The following is a 15,361-nucleotide window of genomic DNA, read 5'->3' as shown; positions in this document are numbered from 1 at the left end:
CTCGGTCGCCCTTTTTTGTGCCTGCGATTTGTGTTTCGTACCGTTCAGCAGAAACGGATGCCGAACTTAAAAGTGCCTGGGAGGCTCAAAGGCATAAGTGAATACCCAAGGACTTCCAGGGATGAAAACCGTAGTAACCGCGATGCTGTTCGTAGTAGTTGGCCTGACGTCCGGGTGCTCCACCACATCGGTGGTCAAACGAGATTATCGGGGCATGCAGGCGTTGCAAATCAACTGCAGTGGCTTGGGTTCGTCATGGGGCAAGTGCTATGACAAGGCCCATCAATCGTGCCGCTCGGCAGGCTACAAGGTCTTGGCAAAGACATCGGATATCAAGGAGGACCCGGAGGATGGCTTCCTGGGCTGGAATCCCGGCATGGCCAGTCGGACCATGTTCGTGCGCTGCAACAGCCAGGGATGACAGGTCAGGGCGGTGTTGTACGAATAGTTACAATCTTCCGAGTCATCGCACTGAAACCCGCCTGAAGTAAATTAGCAATCGGCCAGCTACTTGGATAGGGTAGATGGCCTGTGGTTGTTGATCGATTTCGCCGTTACTCCTGAACCCGTGTCCATCCTGAAGTAGACAAGGCCCGAGTCATGAAATTTACCTTGCTCATCGCAGCATTGCTGCTGGTGACCGCCTGCGCCGCCACCTCCACCTCCCACGGCAAGCGTGGCAACCGCGGGTTGCACATCAACTGTTCCGGGCTCACTTCGTCCTGGGCACAGTGCGAGAAAGAGGCGGAGTCCGCCTGCGGGCCTGCGGGCTACCGCACCCTGGCCAAGTCCAGTGACGCCAAGGAAGACCCTGATGACTACGTCTTCGGTCTCAACCCTGCCGGTTATTCCACGCGCAGCATGATCGTCAAATGCCGCAAGAGCAGTGCGTTCAAATAGTGCACCGACAACTGATTGCGAAGAAGTCAAGAGTCGGGCTGTTCAAATCTGTCAAGCCATGCTAAAACCTTCTAAGCGCTGATCTAGCTGCTTGATAAAGAAGGGAAAAATATGACGAAGTCGGAATTGATCGAACGTATTGTCACCCATCAAGGTCTACTTTCATCCAAGGATGTGGAACTGGCCATCAAGACCATGCTTGAACAAATGTCCCAGTGCCTTGCCACGGGCGACAGGATCGAGATACGCGGTTTCGGCAGCTTTTCCCTGCATTATCGCGCGCCGCGTGTCGGGCGTAACCCGAAGACAGGTCAGTCGGTGAGCCTGGACGGCAAGTTCGTTCCGCATTTCAAGCCCGGCAAGGAATTGCGCGACCGGGTGAACGAGGATGAAGAACTCGTTTGATCGACGTTGAAGGAGAAGGCTTTGCGTAATCTCAAGAAGTTGCTGCTGGTGCTGATCTTCCTGGCAGTCGCCGCCGCTGTGCTGATATTCGTGCTCGAGAACCAGCAGGCCGTGGCGTTGAGCGTTCTTGGGTGGTCCAGCCCGTCGTTGCCGGTTTCGGTCTTCATACTGGCAGGTGTGCTGGCCGGCATGTTGTTGGGTCCGTTGTTCGGTTGGTACATTGCCGCCAGCAGCAAGCGGCGCTGGCGCAAGCAGTTGCGTGCCAAGGCTCGCGCCGAGCAACGCGCCGCACTCGCGACCGCGCCCCTCGATTCTGCAACTGCTACCGACACGCCTGCGCAGCCTGTGACTCAGCCGCCCGCAGTCAAGTAAGCACGCAGTCCATGGAAACCGCCCATGGAAACATCGCGTATCACCGCACGTCCTGATTGAACGGTATTTCATGCGCCTGATGCGCATGTTCTGTTGCACAATAGCCGCAGAACGTTTTTCCAGGACTCCAAATGTCACTCCCATTTCCTTTCGGACGTCGCCTCCCAGGCGCATTGCTGGCAATTGCATGGCTTGGCCTGGCAGGGTGTTCCTCACCCAAGACCGCCATCTACGAACACGAAAACTTTGCCGACTCGGGCACCTTCTCGCGCAACTACCCCGTCAGTGACGTGGCCTCCTGCGAGGCTGCGCGCCGCGGTTTGCTGAGTCAGGGCTACATCATCACCAGCAATGATCCGCGCCAGGTCAGCGGCCACAAGAGCTTCCAGCAAACCGGCGAGAGTCATCTGGAAATCAGCTTCAATGTGGTGTGCGTAGCCGATGCCAGCAGTGATCACAGTTCCACCGTGTTCGCCAACGCCCTGCAGGATCGCTACGCGCTGAAGAAGGTCAACAACTCCGCAAGTGTGGGCGTGGGGGTGCTGGGTTCGGTGTCGATGCCGATCGGGTCCACCGACGACTCCATGGTCAAGGTGGCCAGTGAAACGGTGGCGTCGGATACGTTCTACGACCGCTATTTCGCCTTGGTCGAGAGCTTCATGCCGGTCAAAGCCAAGAAAGCGGCAGCGCCGCAGCCAGCCCAGGATGAGCTGGGTGTGCCCGACACCGCACCCGCCGCTTCCCTGGCGCCTGCAGTAGCGGCGCCATCGGCTGCGCAAACGCCGTTGGCGCAGCCGACGCCGGCGGTCATCCAGGCGCCTGGGGTAGACGCGGTGCCTGAACAGGAGGCCTCGCAGCCGGTGGCACCACCGGCGCAACCGGCGCCGATCGAAATCATGACACAGCCCGAAACGCCGCAGGCAGCCCCCGATGCCGCCCCTGAAACGCCTGCCGCCGACACGCCGGTCCCGCAGCATTGAAGCCAATGCGCGTACGGATCATTGACGGTTCGTGCGGCGGTACTCTCCGGGCGTGACTGCGCACCAGCGCTTGAACGCACGCTGGAAGGCTTCGGCCGAAGTGAATCCCAGTAGATAGGCAATTTCGCCGAAGGCCAGCTCGGTGTCACGGATGTAGGTCTGTGCCAGGTCCCGACGAGTGTCGTTGAGAATCGAGCGAAATTGCGTGCCTTCCTGGGTCAGCTTGCGGCGCAGGGTCCAGGCCGGCATTTTCAGGCAAGCGGCGACTTCGTCCAGCGTGGGCTCGCGCCCGCCATTGAGCAAGGGGCCGAGCAACTGGCTGACCCGTTCGGCTAAAGTCCGGATACGGGTCAGCCGTTCCAGTTCCTGCTCGCACAACTGCAACAGATGCTGCCAGGTGCTGGGACAGTGCTCGGGGTTGCGCAGGCTGAGGCTGGCGTGGGTGAGACGCAGTTGATTGTGCTCGCAGCCGAAGCTGGTGTTGGCAGGGTAGTGGTCAGCGTACTCCGGCGCGGCGAACTCGATCTCCAGCCGCTGCGCACGCACGTCTTGCCCCGCCAGGACGCTCAGTTGCCGCAGCCAGCCGGTCAGCAGCGAATCCACCACGAACCGGTTATAGGCGTTGTAGGGGCTGATCGAATAGAAACGTAGCCAGGCGCCTTCGCGGTCTTCATGAAAGCTCGACTGCCCGCGGTAGTTGGCTGCATACAGAGCTTCGAAGCGAATCAGCGTACGGGCGGCTTCGCGCACCGTTGGCGCCTGTGCGGCCGTGATACCCGCCAACCCCGCCTGGCTCAAGCGACTGGCCTGACCGATGCGCAGGCCCAGGGCAGGGTCGCCGGTGAGTGCGATGGCCGCATGCCCCAGGCGCATATAGCGGGCGATGGTCAACCGTGCACCGGCCACGTTGAGCCGACTGGGCTCCAGTCCATATTGGGTCAACAGGGGCGAGGGGTCATGACCGTGGCTACGTACTGCCTCGGCCAGGCTTTGAGTGAAGCCGACCGACAGGTCGCCGAGTTTGATGCGCTGGCCCGTCACTCGCCTAGAGCCACAGGTTGATCAGGCGCGCGCCGCGCCCATCGCCGACTTGCCCGAACCGTTCGCGCTGACGCGCGAAACTTTGCCCTTCGTAGAACTGATTCCAGAAATGCCCGCCCATGAACACGGTCATGCTGGCCAAGGGCGCGCTGGCTTCGTTCAGACGTTGCCAGGCGTGTGCCTCGCTGACTTCGCGAGGTGACAAGGCAACATCGGTGGGCGCCGGGCTGATGCGGAAGCCACGCCACGGGCTGGACCAGCGGCCCCGGCCCAGCACCGATGCCGGCACCGCCAGCAGTTGCACGTCCTGCTGGCGTAGTTGGGCGTGACTGGCCGGGTGCCAGCTGTCGGTGCCGATCAGTACGGCGAGTTTTCCCGCCGGGGTGTCGAAAACGTTGAATGGCGCATCGCCCAGGGATTGCACATAGCGCCGGGTAGGGTGACTGGTGAAATGCTGGAGCTGTGGCTGACCGAGGATGGAGCCATCGGTGGCGAACACGACACTGGCGTTGTACAACGGCCCGCTGTCGGTCCGCAGCCGACCGTCGGCAACCGAAGGCTTGGGCAGAATGATGGAGCCTGCGACCAGCGTCACACCGAACTGCCTGGCGAGGCCGCCGAACAGTTGCTGGTATTGATCGGCCATGCGCGCCGCCTTCATGCGCAGGTAGGCGTCGGCGAAGCGGTCGTCGCCATGGGCTTGGACCAATCCGGCGAGCAGGTCCAGCGGGTTGCTGGCGGCGAGCCATTGTTCGGCATCGCGGCGTTGCGCGGCCTGGTAGAACTCGTTCTTCTCGCCCACGGCCCACAACCAGGTGCCGATGTGCTCGGGCAGCACGACGATGGTCTTGCCGTTGAGCAGGCCGGCGTCCTGGGCGTGTTGCAGATAACCGGCCAGTTTCAGGCGCAGGCGTTCGACACTCTGGTAGTCCGCCGGGAACAGTTCGGGCTGAACGCCCAGTAGATTGCCCCGCCCGGCCGGCACGCCGTCGACCCCCTCGAACGTGACGCGCAGGTCCGACAGGTAGTGGCCCACGGGCCGCTGGGTCGTCCACAGCGCATAGGTGGTCAACGCCGCCAGGCAAAGCAGGGCGACCACGGACATCAGGATTTTACGCATGAGGGACAACAATCAGCTCCTGTTGGTGAATCCGCACTAGGGTAGACGTCGCGTGCGGCATGATCAATGACTTGTTATTTCTGGTCATTGAGGCAGGCGGCTCGGGTCTTTACTGTCAGACACTCGTCGTGACCGAGCCCGCTGAAAGAGGCTCTGCACCTATCCGTGATCCTGCCTGTGGAGATCCCGTGGCCGCTGCTCCCTATCCTCATCTGCTGGCACCTCTGGACCTGGGGTTCACCACCTTGCGCAACCGGAGTCTGATGGGTTCCATGCACACCGGCCTCGAGGAAAAACCTGGTGGGTTCGAACGCATGGCGGCGTATTTCGCCGAACGTGCGCGGGGTGGTGTGGGCCTGATCGTCACCGGCGGCATTGCTCCGAACGAAGAAGGTGGGGTGTATGCCGGGGCGGCCAAGCTGAGCACGCCCGAGGAGGCGCTAAAGCATCGGATCGTGACCCAGGCGGTGCATGAGGCCGGCGGCAAGATCTGCCTGCAGATCCTGCATGCCGGGCGCTATGCGTACAGCCCCAAGCTGGTGGCGCCAAGTGCCATTCAGGCGCCGATCAACCCGTTCAAGCCACACGAGCTGGATGAAGAAGGCATTCAGAAGCAGATCGCCGACTTCGTCGCCTGTGCTCGGTTGGCCCAGTCGGCGGGCTATGACGGTGTCGAGATCATGGGCTCGGAAGGCTACTTCATCAATCAGTTCCTGGCGGCCCACAGCAACCAGCGCACCGATCGCTGGGGCGGCAGCTACGCCAATCGGATGCGCCTGGCGGTCGAGATCGTCAGTCAGGTAAGGCAAGCGGTCGGTCGCGAGTTCATCATCATCTTCCGCCTGTCCATGCTCGACCTGATCGAAGGCGGCAGCATCTGGGAGGAAGTGGTCGAGTTGGCCCAGGCCATCGAGGCGGCGGGAGCCACGCTGATCAACACCGGTATCGGCTGGCACGAAGCACGTATTCCGACCATCGCCACCAAGGTGCCCCGCGCGGCGTTCAGCAAGGTCACGGCCAAGTTGCGCACGGCGGTGCGGCTGCCGCTGATCACCACCAACCGGATCAACACCCCGGAGGTGGCCGAGCGCATCCTGGCCGATGGCGACGCGGACATGGTATCGATGGCGCGGCCATTCCTGGCCGACCCTGAATTCATCAACAAGGCCGCTGCCGACCGGGGCGACGAGATCAACACCTGCATCGCCTGTAACCAGGCCTGCCTGGATCACACTTTCGCCGGCAAGTTGACCAGTTGCCTGGTCAACCCGCGCGCCTGCCATGAAACCGAACTCAACTATCTGCCCGTGACCCAGGTACGCAGGATTGCCATCGTAGGGGCCGGGCCGGCCGGGTTGGCGGCGGCCACCGTGGCGGCCGAGCGCGGCCATGCGGTGACGCTGTTCGACTCGCGCGACGAGATCGGTGGTCAGTTCAACGTGGCCAAGCGCATTCCGGGCAAGGAAGAATTCAACGAAACCTTGCGCTATTTCGATCGCAGGCTGACGCGGCTCGGCGTGGACGTGCGCCTGGGCGTGCGGGTCGACGTAGCCGCGCTGACAGCCGGAGGTTTCGACGAGATCGTGCTGGCCACCGGCATCGCCCCGCGGCTGCCGGACATCGAGGGTATCGACCATCCCATGGTGCTGAGTTATCTGGACGTGTTGCTGGCACGGCGCCTGGTGGGGCAACGTGTGGCGGTGATCGGCGCCGGTGGCATCGGCTTCGACGTCAGCGAGTTCCTGGTGCATCAAGGCCCGTTCACCAGCCTTGATCGTGAGGCATTCTGGAAGGAGTGGGGCATCGACCTGACGCTGCACGCCCGCGGCGGTGTGGCTGGGGTTGCGGCGCAGACCCACGCGCCGGCGCGCGAGGTCTACCTGCTGCAGCGCAAGGCGGGCAAGGTGGGTGAAGGCCTGGGCAAGACCACCGGCTGGATCCATCGCGCCGGACTGAAGAGCAAGGGCGTGCGCATGGTCAACGGCGTCGAGTACCTGAAGATCGATGACGCCGGTCTGCATGTACGCGTGGGCGGGGGCGAGCCGCGGGTGCTGGCGGTGGACAACGTGGTGATCTGTGCCGGGCAGGATCCGTTGCGCGAGCTGGAACAGGGGCTGATCGAGGCCGGGCAGCGAGTGCACCTGATCGGCGGTGCGGACGTGGCCGCTGAACTGGACGCCAAACGCGCCATCGACCAGGGCTCGCGCCTGGCAGCCGTGCTGTAGAATGAGCAGCGCGCCGGGTCGGTCCCGGCGCCGCTGCATTCCCACGTCCAGCTTGTCAGGCCCCCATGCTTCTTGATCTACCACGCGCCCCGTTGCAACCCTTGCGATTGTCCTGGCTCGCCGAGGCCGGCATCGAGGCGGCCATACTCCGGCTGGACCTCATCGATCCGCTGATCAGCGGCAACAAGTCGTTCAAGCTGCAGCATCACCTGCTGGCCGCTCGGGCCGCTGGCTGCAGGGGGGTCATCAGTCTGGGCGGTGCCCATTCCAATCACCTGCATGCCCTGGCGGCGGCCGGTGAGCGCCTGGGTCTGCGCACGGTCGGCTTGCTTCGCGGCCACGCCCAGGTTACGCCGACCGTGATTGACCTGCAGCGGTGGGGAATGGAGCTGAACTGGTTGGGTTACGAGGGGTATCGACAGCGCCACCGGGAGGATTTCTGGGCACCCTGGCAGGCACGCTACCCCGATCTGCTGCCGGTGCCCGAGGGTGGCGGAGGGTTGCTGGGGGCCAAGGGGTGTGCAGCTCTGAGGGTTCAAGTGCAGGCGCAACTGGCAGATATCGGCTGGGACGATTTCGAGGCATGGTGGCTGGCGGTAGGGACTGGTACGACGCTGGCTGGCCTGGTCCTGGCCGAAGACGGGCAGCGCCGGGTTTACGGAGCGCTGGCGGTCGGGCCGGGGCATGGCGTGCAGGAGCAGGTGAATGCGCTGTGCGGCGAACAGGGTCATACCCTGCTCGATGCCAGCCGTGGCGGCTTTGCCAAAACGGACAGCGCGCTGCTGGCGTTCATGCGCGACTGTGAAGCCGAGGCCGGTATTCCCCTGGAGCCGGTGTACACGGCCAAGGCGTTGTGGGCCTTGCGCGAGGCGGCAACGGCGGGCGTGCTCGCTGCAGGCAACCGCGTGGTGTTCGTGCACACCGGTGGCCTGCAGGGTTGGCGGGCCGCACCGTGATGTTTCAGTCGCGCTGCGGCAGCATGCGGCGCAGGGTATTGTCGCCGCGCAGATAATGATGGCCCAGGCCCAGCAGGCCGTGCAGGCCGATCAGCCAATAGCCCCAGCCGGCGATGCGCATGTGCCATTCCTGCAGGCGCCCACCGAGGTCACGGTCCTCGCCGATCAGGTGAGGCAACTCGATGCCCCAGAACGAGACGGGCCGGTTCTGCGCGCTGAGGATCAGCCAGCCGAGCAACGGCAGGCCGATCATCAAGGCGTAGAGTGCAAGGTGCATCAGGCTGGCCAGGCGGGTCTGCCAGGCGGGGAGAGGCGGAACGATGCTCGGGGTGACGCCCAGGCTTCGTGCCAGCAGACGCAGCCACACCAGCAAACCCACGCTCAGGCCCAGCATGAAGTGAAACTGCACGATCAGTACGCGCGCGCCGCTGCCTCGTGCGAATTGTCCGCGCAACTCGATACACGCATAGGTGGCGGCCAGCAGGACCAGCATCGACCAGTGAAGGGCGATGGACAGGCTGCCGTAACGCGCGTGGGTGTTTCTCCAGGTCATCGGGCGACTACTCGAGCGGTCATGCACAGGGTATCGGGCCGGCCGTGGACATCTTTAGCCAGCCCCGTGCTTTATACGCCCGGCAGGGCTGGCCAGGGGTCGGCGACCAGGAAGACCCGCTCGGCTTCCTGCCAGTCACCATGAGCGTCGTGGGTCAGCCGCACGAGCATCTGCGCGGCGGCGAGTGGGTCCAGTTGCTGCAGCCAGGCGTGGAGCTGATCGGGTGCCCAGGCGTCGGCGGCAGCGAGGCGAGCCGGTGCCAGCCAGGCATCGCGCGGCAGCGGCTGCCAGCGCCCGTCCGGGCGTTGCTCGACGAAGATCGGCCAATCGCGCTGATGCACCCAGCGTCCGCGCAAGTGGTCGGGGTGGGCATGTTCGGGTGCGCTCGCCGCACCTGGCCAGGGGTAGAACAGGTAGCCGGCCAGCCACAGGTGGGCGTCGAACTGCTCTATGCCCAGCTCGTGCAAGGCTTCGCGGCCCTGACTGGACGTGGAAATGGGCAACTGGTGCTCGGCCAGGTGGTTGAGCTTGCGGCCCAGCCGATCCTGGGTGTTGGGGCCCAGCCACTGGAAGGCGTCGTGGCCGTCGGCGGCCACCGGGCCCAGGTACAGCTTGATGGCCAGTTCCAGGTGATGCACACCGTCACGGTCGCGAATCACTATGTCGAGCTCGCCCAACGTGTGTCCACCCTTGCGGATCGGCAGGTTGGCGGCCAGCAGCTCGATACCGGGCGCCTGCTGCAGGGCGAATTGCCACAGGCGTTCGTAGTACAGGCCAAGGCGTCTCGTGGGTGCCTGGGCCAGCCAGTCGACCAGGGGTTGGCTGGCATCGTCCAGGGCCTGCAGCCACGCCTGCAGGTCTTCGGGCCGTTCGGCCCAGCGGCTGCCGGCCAGGGGATGGCGTTGCGTCCAGGGCGCTGTGTGCAGCAGCGGCGGGGCGAGGATGACCCACGCCAGATCGCGCACCTGGGGCTGGCGCAGGTGGCGCGGGAAGTCGGCGAGGGCGGCAAATGGATTCATGGGACGATCCCGGTCAATGGCGCGGTGGCTGAAAGGGTTTTGTGCGGCAACGGCTTTACTCCATAATCCAGATCCGTATTTGTGTCCGCAACCGCTGGTTGCGCGACAGCGTTGTGGAATGTGCCTGGCGCATCCCGATAGCCAGAACAGACCCGAGCAGGAGCCTCATGGAGCAATTTCGCAATATCGGTATCATCGGCCGCCTCGGCAGCTCGCAGGTGCTCGATACCATTCGCCGCCTCAAGCGCTTCCTGCTGGACAGGCACATGCATGTCATCCTCGAGGACACCATCGCCGAAGTACTGCCCGGCCACAACCTGCAGACCTCGTCGCGCAAGATGCTCGGCGAAGTCTGCGATCTGGTGATCGTGGTCGGCGGCGACGGCAGCCTGCTGGGTGCGGCACGGGCGCTGGCGCGGCACAACACCCCGGTGCTGGGGATCAACCGCGGCAGCCTGGGCTTTCTCACCGACATCCGCCCCGACGAGCTCGAAGTGAAAGTCGCCGAGGTGCTGGACGGGCACTATCTGGTCGAGAACCGTTTCCTGCTCGAGGCCGAAGTGCGCCGGCATGGCGAGGCCATCGGCCAGGGCGATGCGCTCAACGACGTCGTGCTGCACCCGGGCAAGTCGACTCGCATGATCGAGTTCGAGATCTACATCGACGGGCAGTTCGTCTGTAGCCAGAAGGCCGACGGCCTGATCCTCGCCACGCCGACCGGCTCGACCGCCTACGCACTGTCGGCGGGCGGGCCGATCATGCACCCCAAGCTCGATGCGATCGTGATCGTGCCCATGTACCCGCACACGCTTTCGGGTCGGCCGATCGTCGTCGATGGCAACAGCGAGATGAAAATCGTTGTCTCAAAGAACATGCAGATCTATCCGCAAGTCTCATGTGATGGCCAGAACCACTTTACCTGTGCCCCGGGCGATACCCTCACGGTGCGCAAGAAATCGCAGAAACTGCGCCTGATCCACCCGCTGGACCACAACTATTACGAAGTGTGCCGGACCAAACTCGGCTGGGGCAGCCGGCTCGGCAACACCGGAGGCGATTGATGCTCGACCCGGCGCGAAGTTACGACCTGATCGGCGATGTGCACGGTTGCGCACACACCCTCGAACATCTGCTCGACAGGCTGGGCTATCGCAAGCAGGGCGGCGTCTGGCGCCATGGTTCGCGCCAGGCGCTGTTTCTCGGCGACATCATCGACCGCGGGCCACGGATCCGCGAGTCCCTGCACATCGTCCATGACATGGTCGTGGCCGATCAGGCGCGCTGCATCATGGGCAATCACGAGTTCAACGCCCTGGGCTGGAGTACGCCGGCCCTGCCGGGTAGCGGCAAGCAGTACGTGCGCGAACATGTGCCGCGGCACGAACGCCTGATCCAGGCGACCCTCGACCAGTTCGCTCAGCACCCTGGCGACTGGCATGATTTTCTTGGCTGGTTCTACGAGTTGCCGTTGTTTCTGGATGCCGAGCGCTTCCGGCTGGTGCACGCGTGCTGGGACGCAGGCCTCATCGAGCCGCTGCGCCGACAGCACCCGGATGGCTGCATCGACGCGCATTTTCTTCAGGCATCGGCGGTCAAGGGCAGCTTTGCCAGCCAGGTGTTCGACCGCCTGCTGCGCGGCACCGACATGCGTCTGCCCGGTGGTCTCACCCTGACCGGGGCCGACGGCCTGAGTCGGGCCTTCTTTCGGACCAAGTTCTGGGAAGACGATCCGCAAACCTACGGTGATGTGGTGTTTCAGCCCGATGCCCTGCCAGACGAGGTGGCCTGCGCGCCGTTGAGCGAGGAGCAGAAGAACGCCTTGCTGCGCTATGGAGTCGACGAGCCGTTGCTGTTCGTCGGCCATTACTGGCGCAGTGGGCGACCGGCGGCGATACGGCCCAACCTGGCTTGCCTGGATTACAGCGCGGTGCTGTACGGCAAGCTGGTGGCGTACCGTCTGGACCAGGAAACCCGAATCGACCCACGCAAGTTCGTGTGGGTCGAAGTCGAACGCCCGGAGGCGTTTTCATGAGTGCAATCGCCGTATTGCGTCTGCCGCTGAGCACTGACCTGAGTGGTTTCGTAGGTTTGCTGAGACGTCTGAAGGTACCCCATCGGGTCAGCGAGGAGCAGGGTAGCCAAGTGCTTTGGGTGCCCGACGAACGCCTGGCGCAGGATATTCGCGACCTGTACCAGCGCTATCCGGAAGGCAACGCCGAAGTCGATCCGCAATTGATGGCCCGGCATGCGCCGGTGCAGAGGCCGGGTTTCGTGCAGCAGCTCAAGGCCAGCCCGGCCACGGCTGCGGTACTGCTGGCGTGCCTGGTGGTGGCGGCAGTGACCCTGCTGGGAGACAACCTGGGCAGTCTGCGCTGGCTGACCTTTCTCGACTTTCAGGTGCAGGGCGAGTACCTCTACTTCACGCCGCTGGCCGATACCCTGGCGAGCGGGCAGTGGTGGCGTCTGTTCAGCCCCATGCTGATCCATTTCGGTTTGCTGCACCTGGCGATGAACGCGCTGTGGTACTGGGAGCTGGGGCGGCGTATCGAGGCGTTGCAGGGGCGGATCAATCTGCTCGGGCTGACCCTGTCGTTCAGCCTGGTCTCGAACGTGGTCCAGTACCTGGTCAGTGGGCCAAGTTTGTTCGGCGGGTTGTCGGGGGTGCTGTATGGCTTGCTCGGGCACTGCTGGTTGTACCAGTGGCTGGCGCCCAACCCGATCTACCGTTTGCCGCGTGGTGTGCTGGTGATGATGCTGATATGGCTCGGGCTGTGTCTGAGCGGGCTGGTGAGCGTGCTGGGCTTCGGCGAAATTGCCAATGGTGCGCACGTTGGCGGTCTGTTGATCGGCTGCGCCACGGGCCTCATGGGCGGCCTGCTGGCCCGGCGCAAGTCCCGGTAAGCGTGTCGGCGGTGTGCCTGATGCTGTGCGGTGGGGCCGGACGCGGCTCGCGCCGCTGCTACAGGGGCGCGGGAGCCGCGTTGGTGGTGTAGGGGTGTGCCTGATGCTGTGTGGTGAGGCCGGACGCGGCTCGCGCCGCTGCTACAGGGGCGCGGGAGCCGCGTTGGTGGTGTAGGGGTGTGCCTGATGCTGTGCGGTGAGGCCGGACGCGGCTTGCGCCGCTGCTACAGGGGGAAGCAAGCCGCGGGGTATGAGGTGTGCCTGATGCGCGTCGGTGGTGGGTGCGGTGTGTCCGGTGGTGCGGTCGGTGGGGTGGTATCGCGTGGAAATCGGGCGGTCGCTCTTTCGGTCCGGGGTAACTGAGGGCACAATGCGGGTCCTTTTTTTGGCTGGCCATGCCGGGGGCCTCGAAATGATCAATACGCCGTACTACCTCATCGACAAACAGAAGCTCCTGGGCAACCTGGAAAAGATCGCCTACGTGCGCGAACAGTCCGGGGCCAAGGCTTTGCTGGCGCTCAAGTGCTTCGCCACCTGGTCGGTGTTCGACCTGATGGAGCAGTACATGGACGGCACCACCTCGTCGTCGCTGTACGAGCTCAAGCTGGGTCGGCAGAAGTTCGCCGGTGAAACCCACGCCTACAGCGTGGCCTGGGCCGACGACGAAATCGAGGAGATGCTCGCCAACTGCGACAAGATCATCTTCAACTCGATCGGCCAACTGCAGCGTTTTGCCCAGGCTTCGCAAGGCAAGACCCGCGGCCTGCGGGTCAACCCGCAGGTCAGCAGTTCCGACTACCTGCTGGCCGATCCGGCGCGACCCTTCAGCCGTCTGGGCGAATGGGACCCGGTCAAGGTCGAGGAAGTGATCGAGCAGATCTCCGGCTTCATGTTCCACAACAACTGCGAGAACGGCGACTTCGCCCTGTTCGACAAGATGCTGGGGACCATCGAGGAGCGCTTCGGTCATCTGTTGCACAAGGTGCAATGGGTCAGCCTCGGCGGCGGTATTCATTTCACGGGTGAAGGTTACGCACTGGACGACTTCTGCGCCCGGCTCAAGGCCTTTTCGCAGAAGTACGGCGTGCAGGTGTACCTGGAACCTGGCGAAGCGGCGATCACCAACAGCGCATCGCTGGAAGTCACTGTGCTCGACACTCTCTACAACGGCAAGCACCTGGCCGTGGTCGACAGCTCGATCGAAGCGCACATGCTCGACCTGCTGATCTACCGGCTCAATGCCAAGCTGGCCCCCAGCAGTGGCGAACACACCTACATGGTGTGCGGCAAATCCTGCCTGGCCGGCGATATCTTCGGCGAATACCCGTTCGAGCGTCCATTGGCCATCGGTGATCGCCTGTCGTTCGTCGATGCCGCCGGTTACACCATGGTCAAGAAGAACTGGTTCAACGGCCTGAAGATGCCGTCCATCGTAGTGAAACAACTCGACGGTACAGTCGAGGTGGTTCGTGAGTTTGGTTTCGAAGACTACCTGTCCAGCCTTTCGTAAGCGGACAGCCGAGGAGAAGTGAATAAATTGAAGAAGAACGTTCTTATCATTGGTGCAGGAGGTGTCGCCAAGGTGGTGGCCCACAAGTGCGCGCAGCACAACGATGAATTTGGTCGTATTGCCATCGCGTCGCGCAACATCTCCAAATGCCAGGCCATCATCGACAGCGTCAAGGCCAAGGGCAGCCTCAAGCAGCCCGCCGACATCCAGGCGTTCGCGCTCGATGCGCTGGACGTCGAGGCGACCAAGGCACTCATCGTGCAGACCGAGTCGCAGATCGTCATCAACGTCGGTTCCGCGTTTTTGAACATGTCGGTGCTGCGCGCCTGCATCGACACCGGCGTGGCCTACCTGGACACCGCCATCCACGAAGAGCCGGGCAAGGTCTGCGAAACGCCGCCCTGGTACGGCAACTACGAGTGGAAGCACCTGGAAGAGTGCCAACAGAAGAACGTCACCGCCATCCTGGGTGTGGGCTTCGATCCGGGCGTGGTCAATGCCTATGCCGCGCTGGCGCAGCAACAGCATTTCGATCGTATCGATTCGATCGATATCCTCGACGTCAACGCCGGTTCCCACGGCAAGTATTTCGCCACCAATTTCGATCCGGAAATCAATTTCCGGGAATTCACCGGGCAGGTCTGGAGCTGGCAGAACAGCCAGTGGACCAGCAACACCATGTTCGAAGTCAAGCGCACCGACGATCTGCCGGTGGTGGGTTCGCAGAACCTGTACCTGACCGGGCATGACGAAGTGCACTCGCTGTCGAAGAATCTCGATGTGCCCAACGTGCGCTTCTGGATGAGTTTCGGTGAGCACTACATCAATGTGTTCACGGTGCTGAAGAATCTCGGTCTGCTGTCGGAGCAGCCGGTGAAGACCGCCGAAGGTCTGGAAGTGGTCCCGCTCAAGGTGGTCAAGGCGGTATTGCCGGATCCCTCGTCTCTGGCGCCGGGCTACACCGGCAAGACCTGCATCGGCGATCTGGTCAAGGGCAGCCGCAATGGGCAGCCCCACGAGATGTTCATCTATAACGTCGCGGACCACGAAGAAGCCTACGCCGAAACCGACAGCCAGGGCATTTCCTACACAGCCGGTGTGCCGCCCGTGGCTGCCGCCCTGCTGGTTGCCCGTGGCGAATGGGACGTGCAGCGCATGGCCAACGTCGAAGAGCTGCCCGCAGAGCCGTTCCTCAAGGCGCTCGACGCCATGGGTCTGCCGACGCGCATCAAGGACGCCTCCGGCGACCGCGCCTGGGACGCCACTGCGTAAGCCCCGCCAACCGCGACCCCTGTAGCAGCGGCGCAAGCCGCGTCAGGGGTCGCCAAGTTTTTCCAGACACACCTCTGTGGCCGATGACGCGGTTTGCGCCGCTGCTA

Annotated in this window: 16 protein-coding genes; 12 read left to right on the top strand and 4 right to left on the bottom strand. The window is 63.4% G+C overall.

What is annotated here, in order from left to right:
- Window positions 1-121 precede the first annotated feature (121 nt).
- The 5 genes from ABMD26_RS04230 to ABMD26_RS04210 all read left to right on the top strand — a co-directional run bounded on the left by ABMD26_RS04230 (window position 122) and on the right by ABMD26_RS04210 (window position 2,657).
- Window positions 122-421 carry a hypothetical protein gene (locus ABMD26_RS04230; protein ID WP_090357097.1) on the top strand — a complete coding sequence of 100 codons (300 nt, stop codon included), beginning with the start codon at window positions 122-124 and terminating at the stop codon, window positions 419-421.
- Window positions 422-600: 179 nt separating this feature from the next.
- Window positions 601-900, top strand: a complete 300-nt coding sequence (locus ABMD26_RS04225) for a hypothetical protein (RefSeq protein WP_049861360.1) — start codon at window positions 601-603, stop codon at window positions 898-900.
- A 111-nt stretch (window positions 901-1,011) separates the two neighbouring features.
- The gene (gene ihfB, locus ABMD26_RS04220) at window positions 1,012-1,305 is read left to right on the top strand and encodes an integration host factor subunit beta (protein WP_049861359.1); all 294 of its coding nucleotides are present in this window, start codon (window positions 1,012-1,014) and stop codon (window positions 1,303-1,305) included.
- A 21-nt stretch (window positions 1,306-1,326) separates the two neighbouring features.
- Window positions 1,327-1,677 carry a lipopolysaccharide assembly protein LapA domain-containing protein gene (locus ABMD26_RS04215; protein WP_354308269.1) on the top strand — a complete coding sequence of 117 codons (351 nt, stop codon included), beginning with the start codon at window positions 1,327-1,329 and terminating at the stop codon, window positions 1,675-1,677.
- Window positions 1,678-1,808: 131 nt separating this feature from the next.
- Window positions 1,809-2,657, top strand: a complete 849-nt coding sequence (locus ABMD26_RS04210) for a DUF2242 domain-containing protein (RefSeq protein WP_354308266.1) — start codon at window positions 1,809-1,811, stop codon at window positions 2,655-2,657.
- 18 nt (window positions 2,658-2,675) lie between these two features.
- Here the strand turns inward: ABMD26_RS04210 and ABMD26_RS04205 are convergent, their stop codons facing one another.
- Both ABMD26_RS04205 and ABMD26_RS04200 read right to left on the bottom strand, forming a co-directional pair.
- Window positions 2,676-3,698 (bottom strand): AraC family transcriptional regulator, encoded by a 1,023-nt coding sequence (locus ABMD26_RS04205; protein ID WP_122741740.1) that lies wholly within the window; start codon window positions 3,696-3,698, stop codon window positions 2,676-2,678.
- 4 nt (window positions 3,699-3,702) lie between these two features.
- On the bottom strand, window positions 3,703-4,818 hold the full coding sequence (locus ABMD26_RS04200) for a nitrilase-related carbon-nitrogen hydrolase (RefSeq protein WP_354311793.1): 1,116 nt from the start codon (window positions 4,816-4,818) through the stop codon (window positions 3,703-3,705).
- A gap of 188 nt (window positions 4,819-5,006) precedes the next feature.
- On the opposite strand from ABMD26_RS04200, the gene ABMD26_RS04195 reads away from it, so the two are divergent.
- Window positions 5,007-7,043 (top strand): oxidoreductase, encoded by a 2,037-nt coding sequence (locus ABMD26_RS04195; protein WP_354308260.1) that lies wholly within the window; start codon window positions 5,007-5,009, stop codon window positions 7,041-7,043.
- 65 nt (window positions 7,044-7,108) lie between these two features.
- Window positions 7,109-7,999 (top strand): 1-aminocyclopropane-1-carboxylate deaminase/D-cysteine desulfhydrase, encoded by an 891-nt coding sequence (locus ABMD26_RS04190; RefSeq protein ID WP_354308256.1) that lies wholly within the window; start codon window positions 7,109-7,111, stop codon window positions 7,997-7,999.
- 4 nt (window positions 8,000-8,003) lie between these two features.
- Here the strand turns inward: ABMD26_RS04190 and ABMD26_RS04185 are convergent, their stop codons facing one another.
- Window positions 8,004-8,552 (bottom strand): cytochrome b, encoded by a 549-nt coding sequence (locus ABMD26_RS04185; protein ID WP_354308252.1) that lies wholly within the window; start codon window positions 8,550-8,552, stop codon window positions 8,004-8,006.
- Between the two features lie 71 nt (window positions 8,553-8,623).
- Complete coding sequence (locus tag ABMD26_RS04180) at window positions 8,624-9,571, bottom strand: DUF1853 family protein (RefSeq protein ID WP_354308248.1); 948 nt, start codon at window positions 9,569-9,571, stop codon at window positions 8,624-8,626.
- A gap of 167 nt (window positions 9,572-9,738) precedes the next feature.
- On the opposite strand from ABMD26_RS04180, the gene ABMD26_RS04175 reads away from it, so the two are divergent.
- The 5 genes from ABMD26_RS04175 to ABMD26_RS04155 all read left to right on the top strand — a co-directional run bounded on the left by ABMD26_RS04175 (window position 9,739) and on the right by ABMD26_RS04155 (window position 15,254).
- A complete protein-coding gene (locus tag ABMD26_RS04175; RefSeq protein WP_043187749.1) occupies window positions 9,739-10,632 on the top strand; it encodes an NAD(+) kinase in 894 nt (297 codons plus the stop codon).
- Entirely contained in the window at window positions 10,629-11,603 is a 975-nt protein-coding gene (locus tag ABMD26_RS04170) for a metallophosphoesterase (RefSeq protein WP_414704778.1), read from the top strand. The genes ABMD26_RS04175 and ABMD26_RS04170 overlap by 4 nt, the downstream gene beginning before the upstream one ends.
- The gene (locus ABMD26_RS04165; RefSeq protein ID WP_122741747.1) at window positions 11,600-12,472 is read left to right on the top strand and encodes a rhomboid family intramembrane serine protease; all 873 of its coding nucleotides are present in this window, start codon (window positions 11,600-11,602) and stop codon (window positions 12,470-12,472) included. Before ABMD26_RS04170 ends, ABMD26_RS04165 begins: the two co-directional genes overlap by 4 nt.
- 412 nt (window positions 12,473-12,884) lie before the next feature.
- Complete coding sequence (locus tag ABMD26_RS04160; protein ID WP_134721462.1) at window positions 12,885-13,982, top strand: carboxynorspermidine decarboxylase; 1,098 nt, start codon at window positions 12,885-12,887, stop codon at window positions 13,980-13,982.
- A 27-nt stretch (window positions 13,983-14,009) separates the two neighbouring features.
- Window positions 14,010-15,254: a saccharopine dehydrogenase family protein gene (locus ABMD26_RS04155; protein WP_354308236.1), complete on the top strand. Its 1,245-nt coding sequence runs from the start codon at window positions 14,010-14,012 to the stop codon at window positions 15,252-15,254.
- Window positions 15,255-15,361 lie beyond the last annotated feature (107 nt).

It is taken from the genome of Pseudomonas sp. PvP001 (genome assembly GCF_040546375.1).
In the GTDB taxonomy this organism is placed as follows: domain Bacteria; phylum Pseudomonadota; class Gammaproteobacteria; order Pseudomonadales; family Pseudomonadaceae; genus Aquipseudomonas; species Aquipseudomonas coleopterorum.
The sequence above is the reverse complement of the archived record's forward strand: the minus strand, read 5'-3'. Positions and strand labels throughout refer to the sequence as shown.

Coding starts and splice junctions, on each gene's coding strand:
- ABMD26_RS04230 (WP_090357097.1), top strand. CDS start 122: ATGAAAACCGTAGTAACCGCGATGCTGTTCGTAGTAGTTGGCCTGACG.
- ABMD26_RS04225 (WP_049861360.1), top strand. CDS start 601: ATGAAATTTACCTTGCTCATCGCAGCATTGCTGCTGGTGACCGCCTGC.
- ihfB (WP_049861359.1), top strand. CDS start 1,012: ATGACGAAGTCGGAATTGATCGAACGTATTGTCACCCATCAAGGTCTA.
- ABMD26_RS04210 (WP_354308266.1), top strand. CDS start 1,809: ATGTCACTCCCATTTCCTTTCGGACGTCGCCTCCCAGGCGCATTGCTG.
- ABMD26_RS04200 (WP_354311793.1), bottom strand. CDS start 4,818: ATGCGTAAAATCCTGATGTCCGTGGTCGCCCTGCTTTGCCTGGCGGCG.
- ABMD26_RS04190 (WP_354308256.1), top strand. CDS start 7,109: ATGCTTCTTGATCTACCACGCGCCCCGTTGCAACCCTTGCGATTGTCC.
- ABMD26_RS04185 (WP_354308252.1), bottom strand. CDS start 8,552: ATGACCTGGAGAAACACCCACGCGCGTTACGGCAGCCTGTCCATCGCC.
- ABMD26_RS04180 (WP_354308248.1), bottom strand. CDS start 9,571: ATGAATCCATTTGCCGCCCTCGCCGACTTCCCGCGCCACCTGCGCCAG.
- ABMD26_RS04175 (WP_043187749.1), top strand. CDS start 9,739: ATGGAGCAATTTCGCAATATCGGTATCATCGGCCGCCTCGGCAGCTCG.
- ABMD26_RS04165 (WP_122741747.1), top strand. CDS start 11,600: ATGAGTGCAATCGCCGTATTGCGTCTGCCGCTGAGCACTGACCTGAGT.
- ABMD26_RS04160 (WP_134721462.1), top strand. CDS start 12,885: ATGATCAATACGCCGTACTACCTCATCGACAAACAGAAGCTCCTGGGC.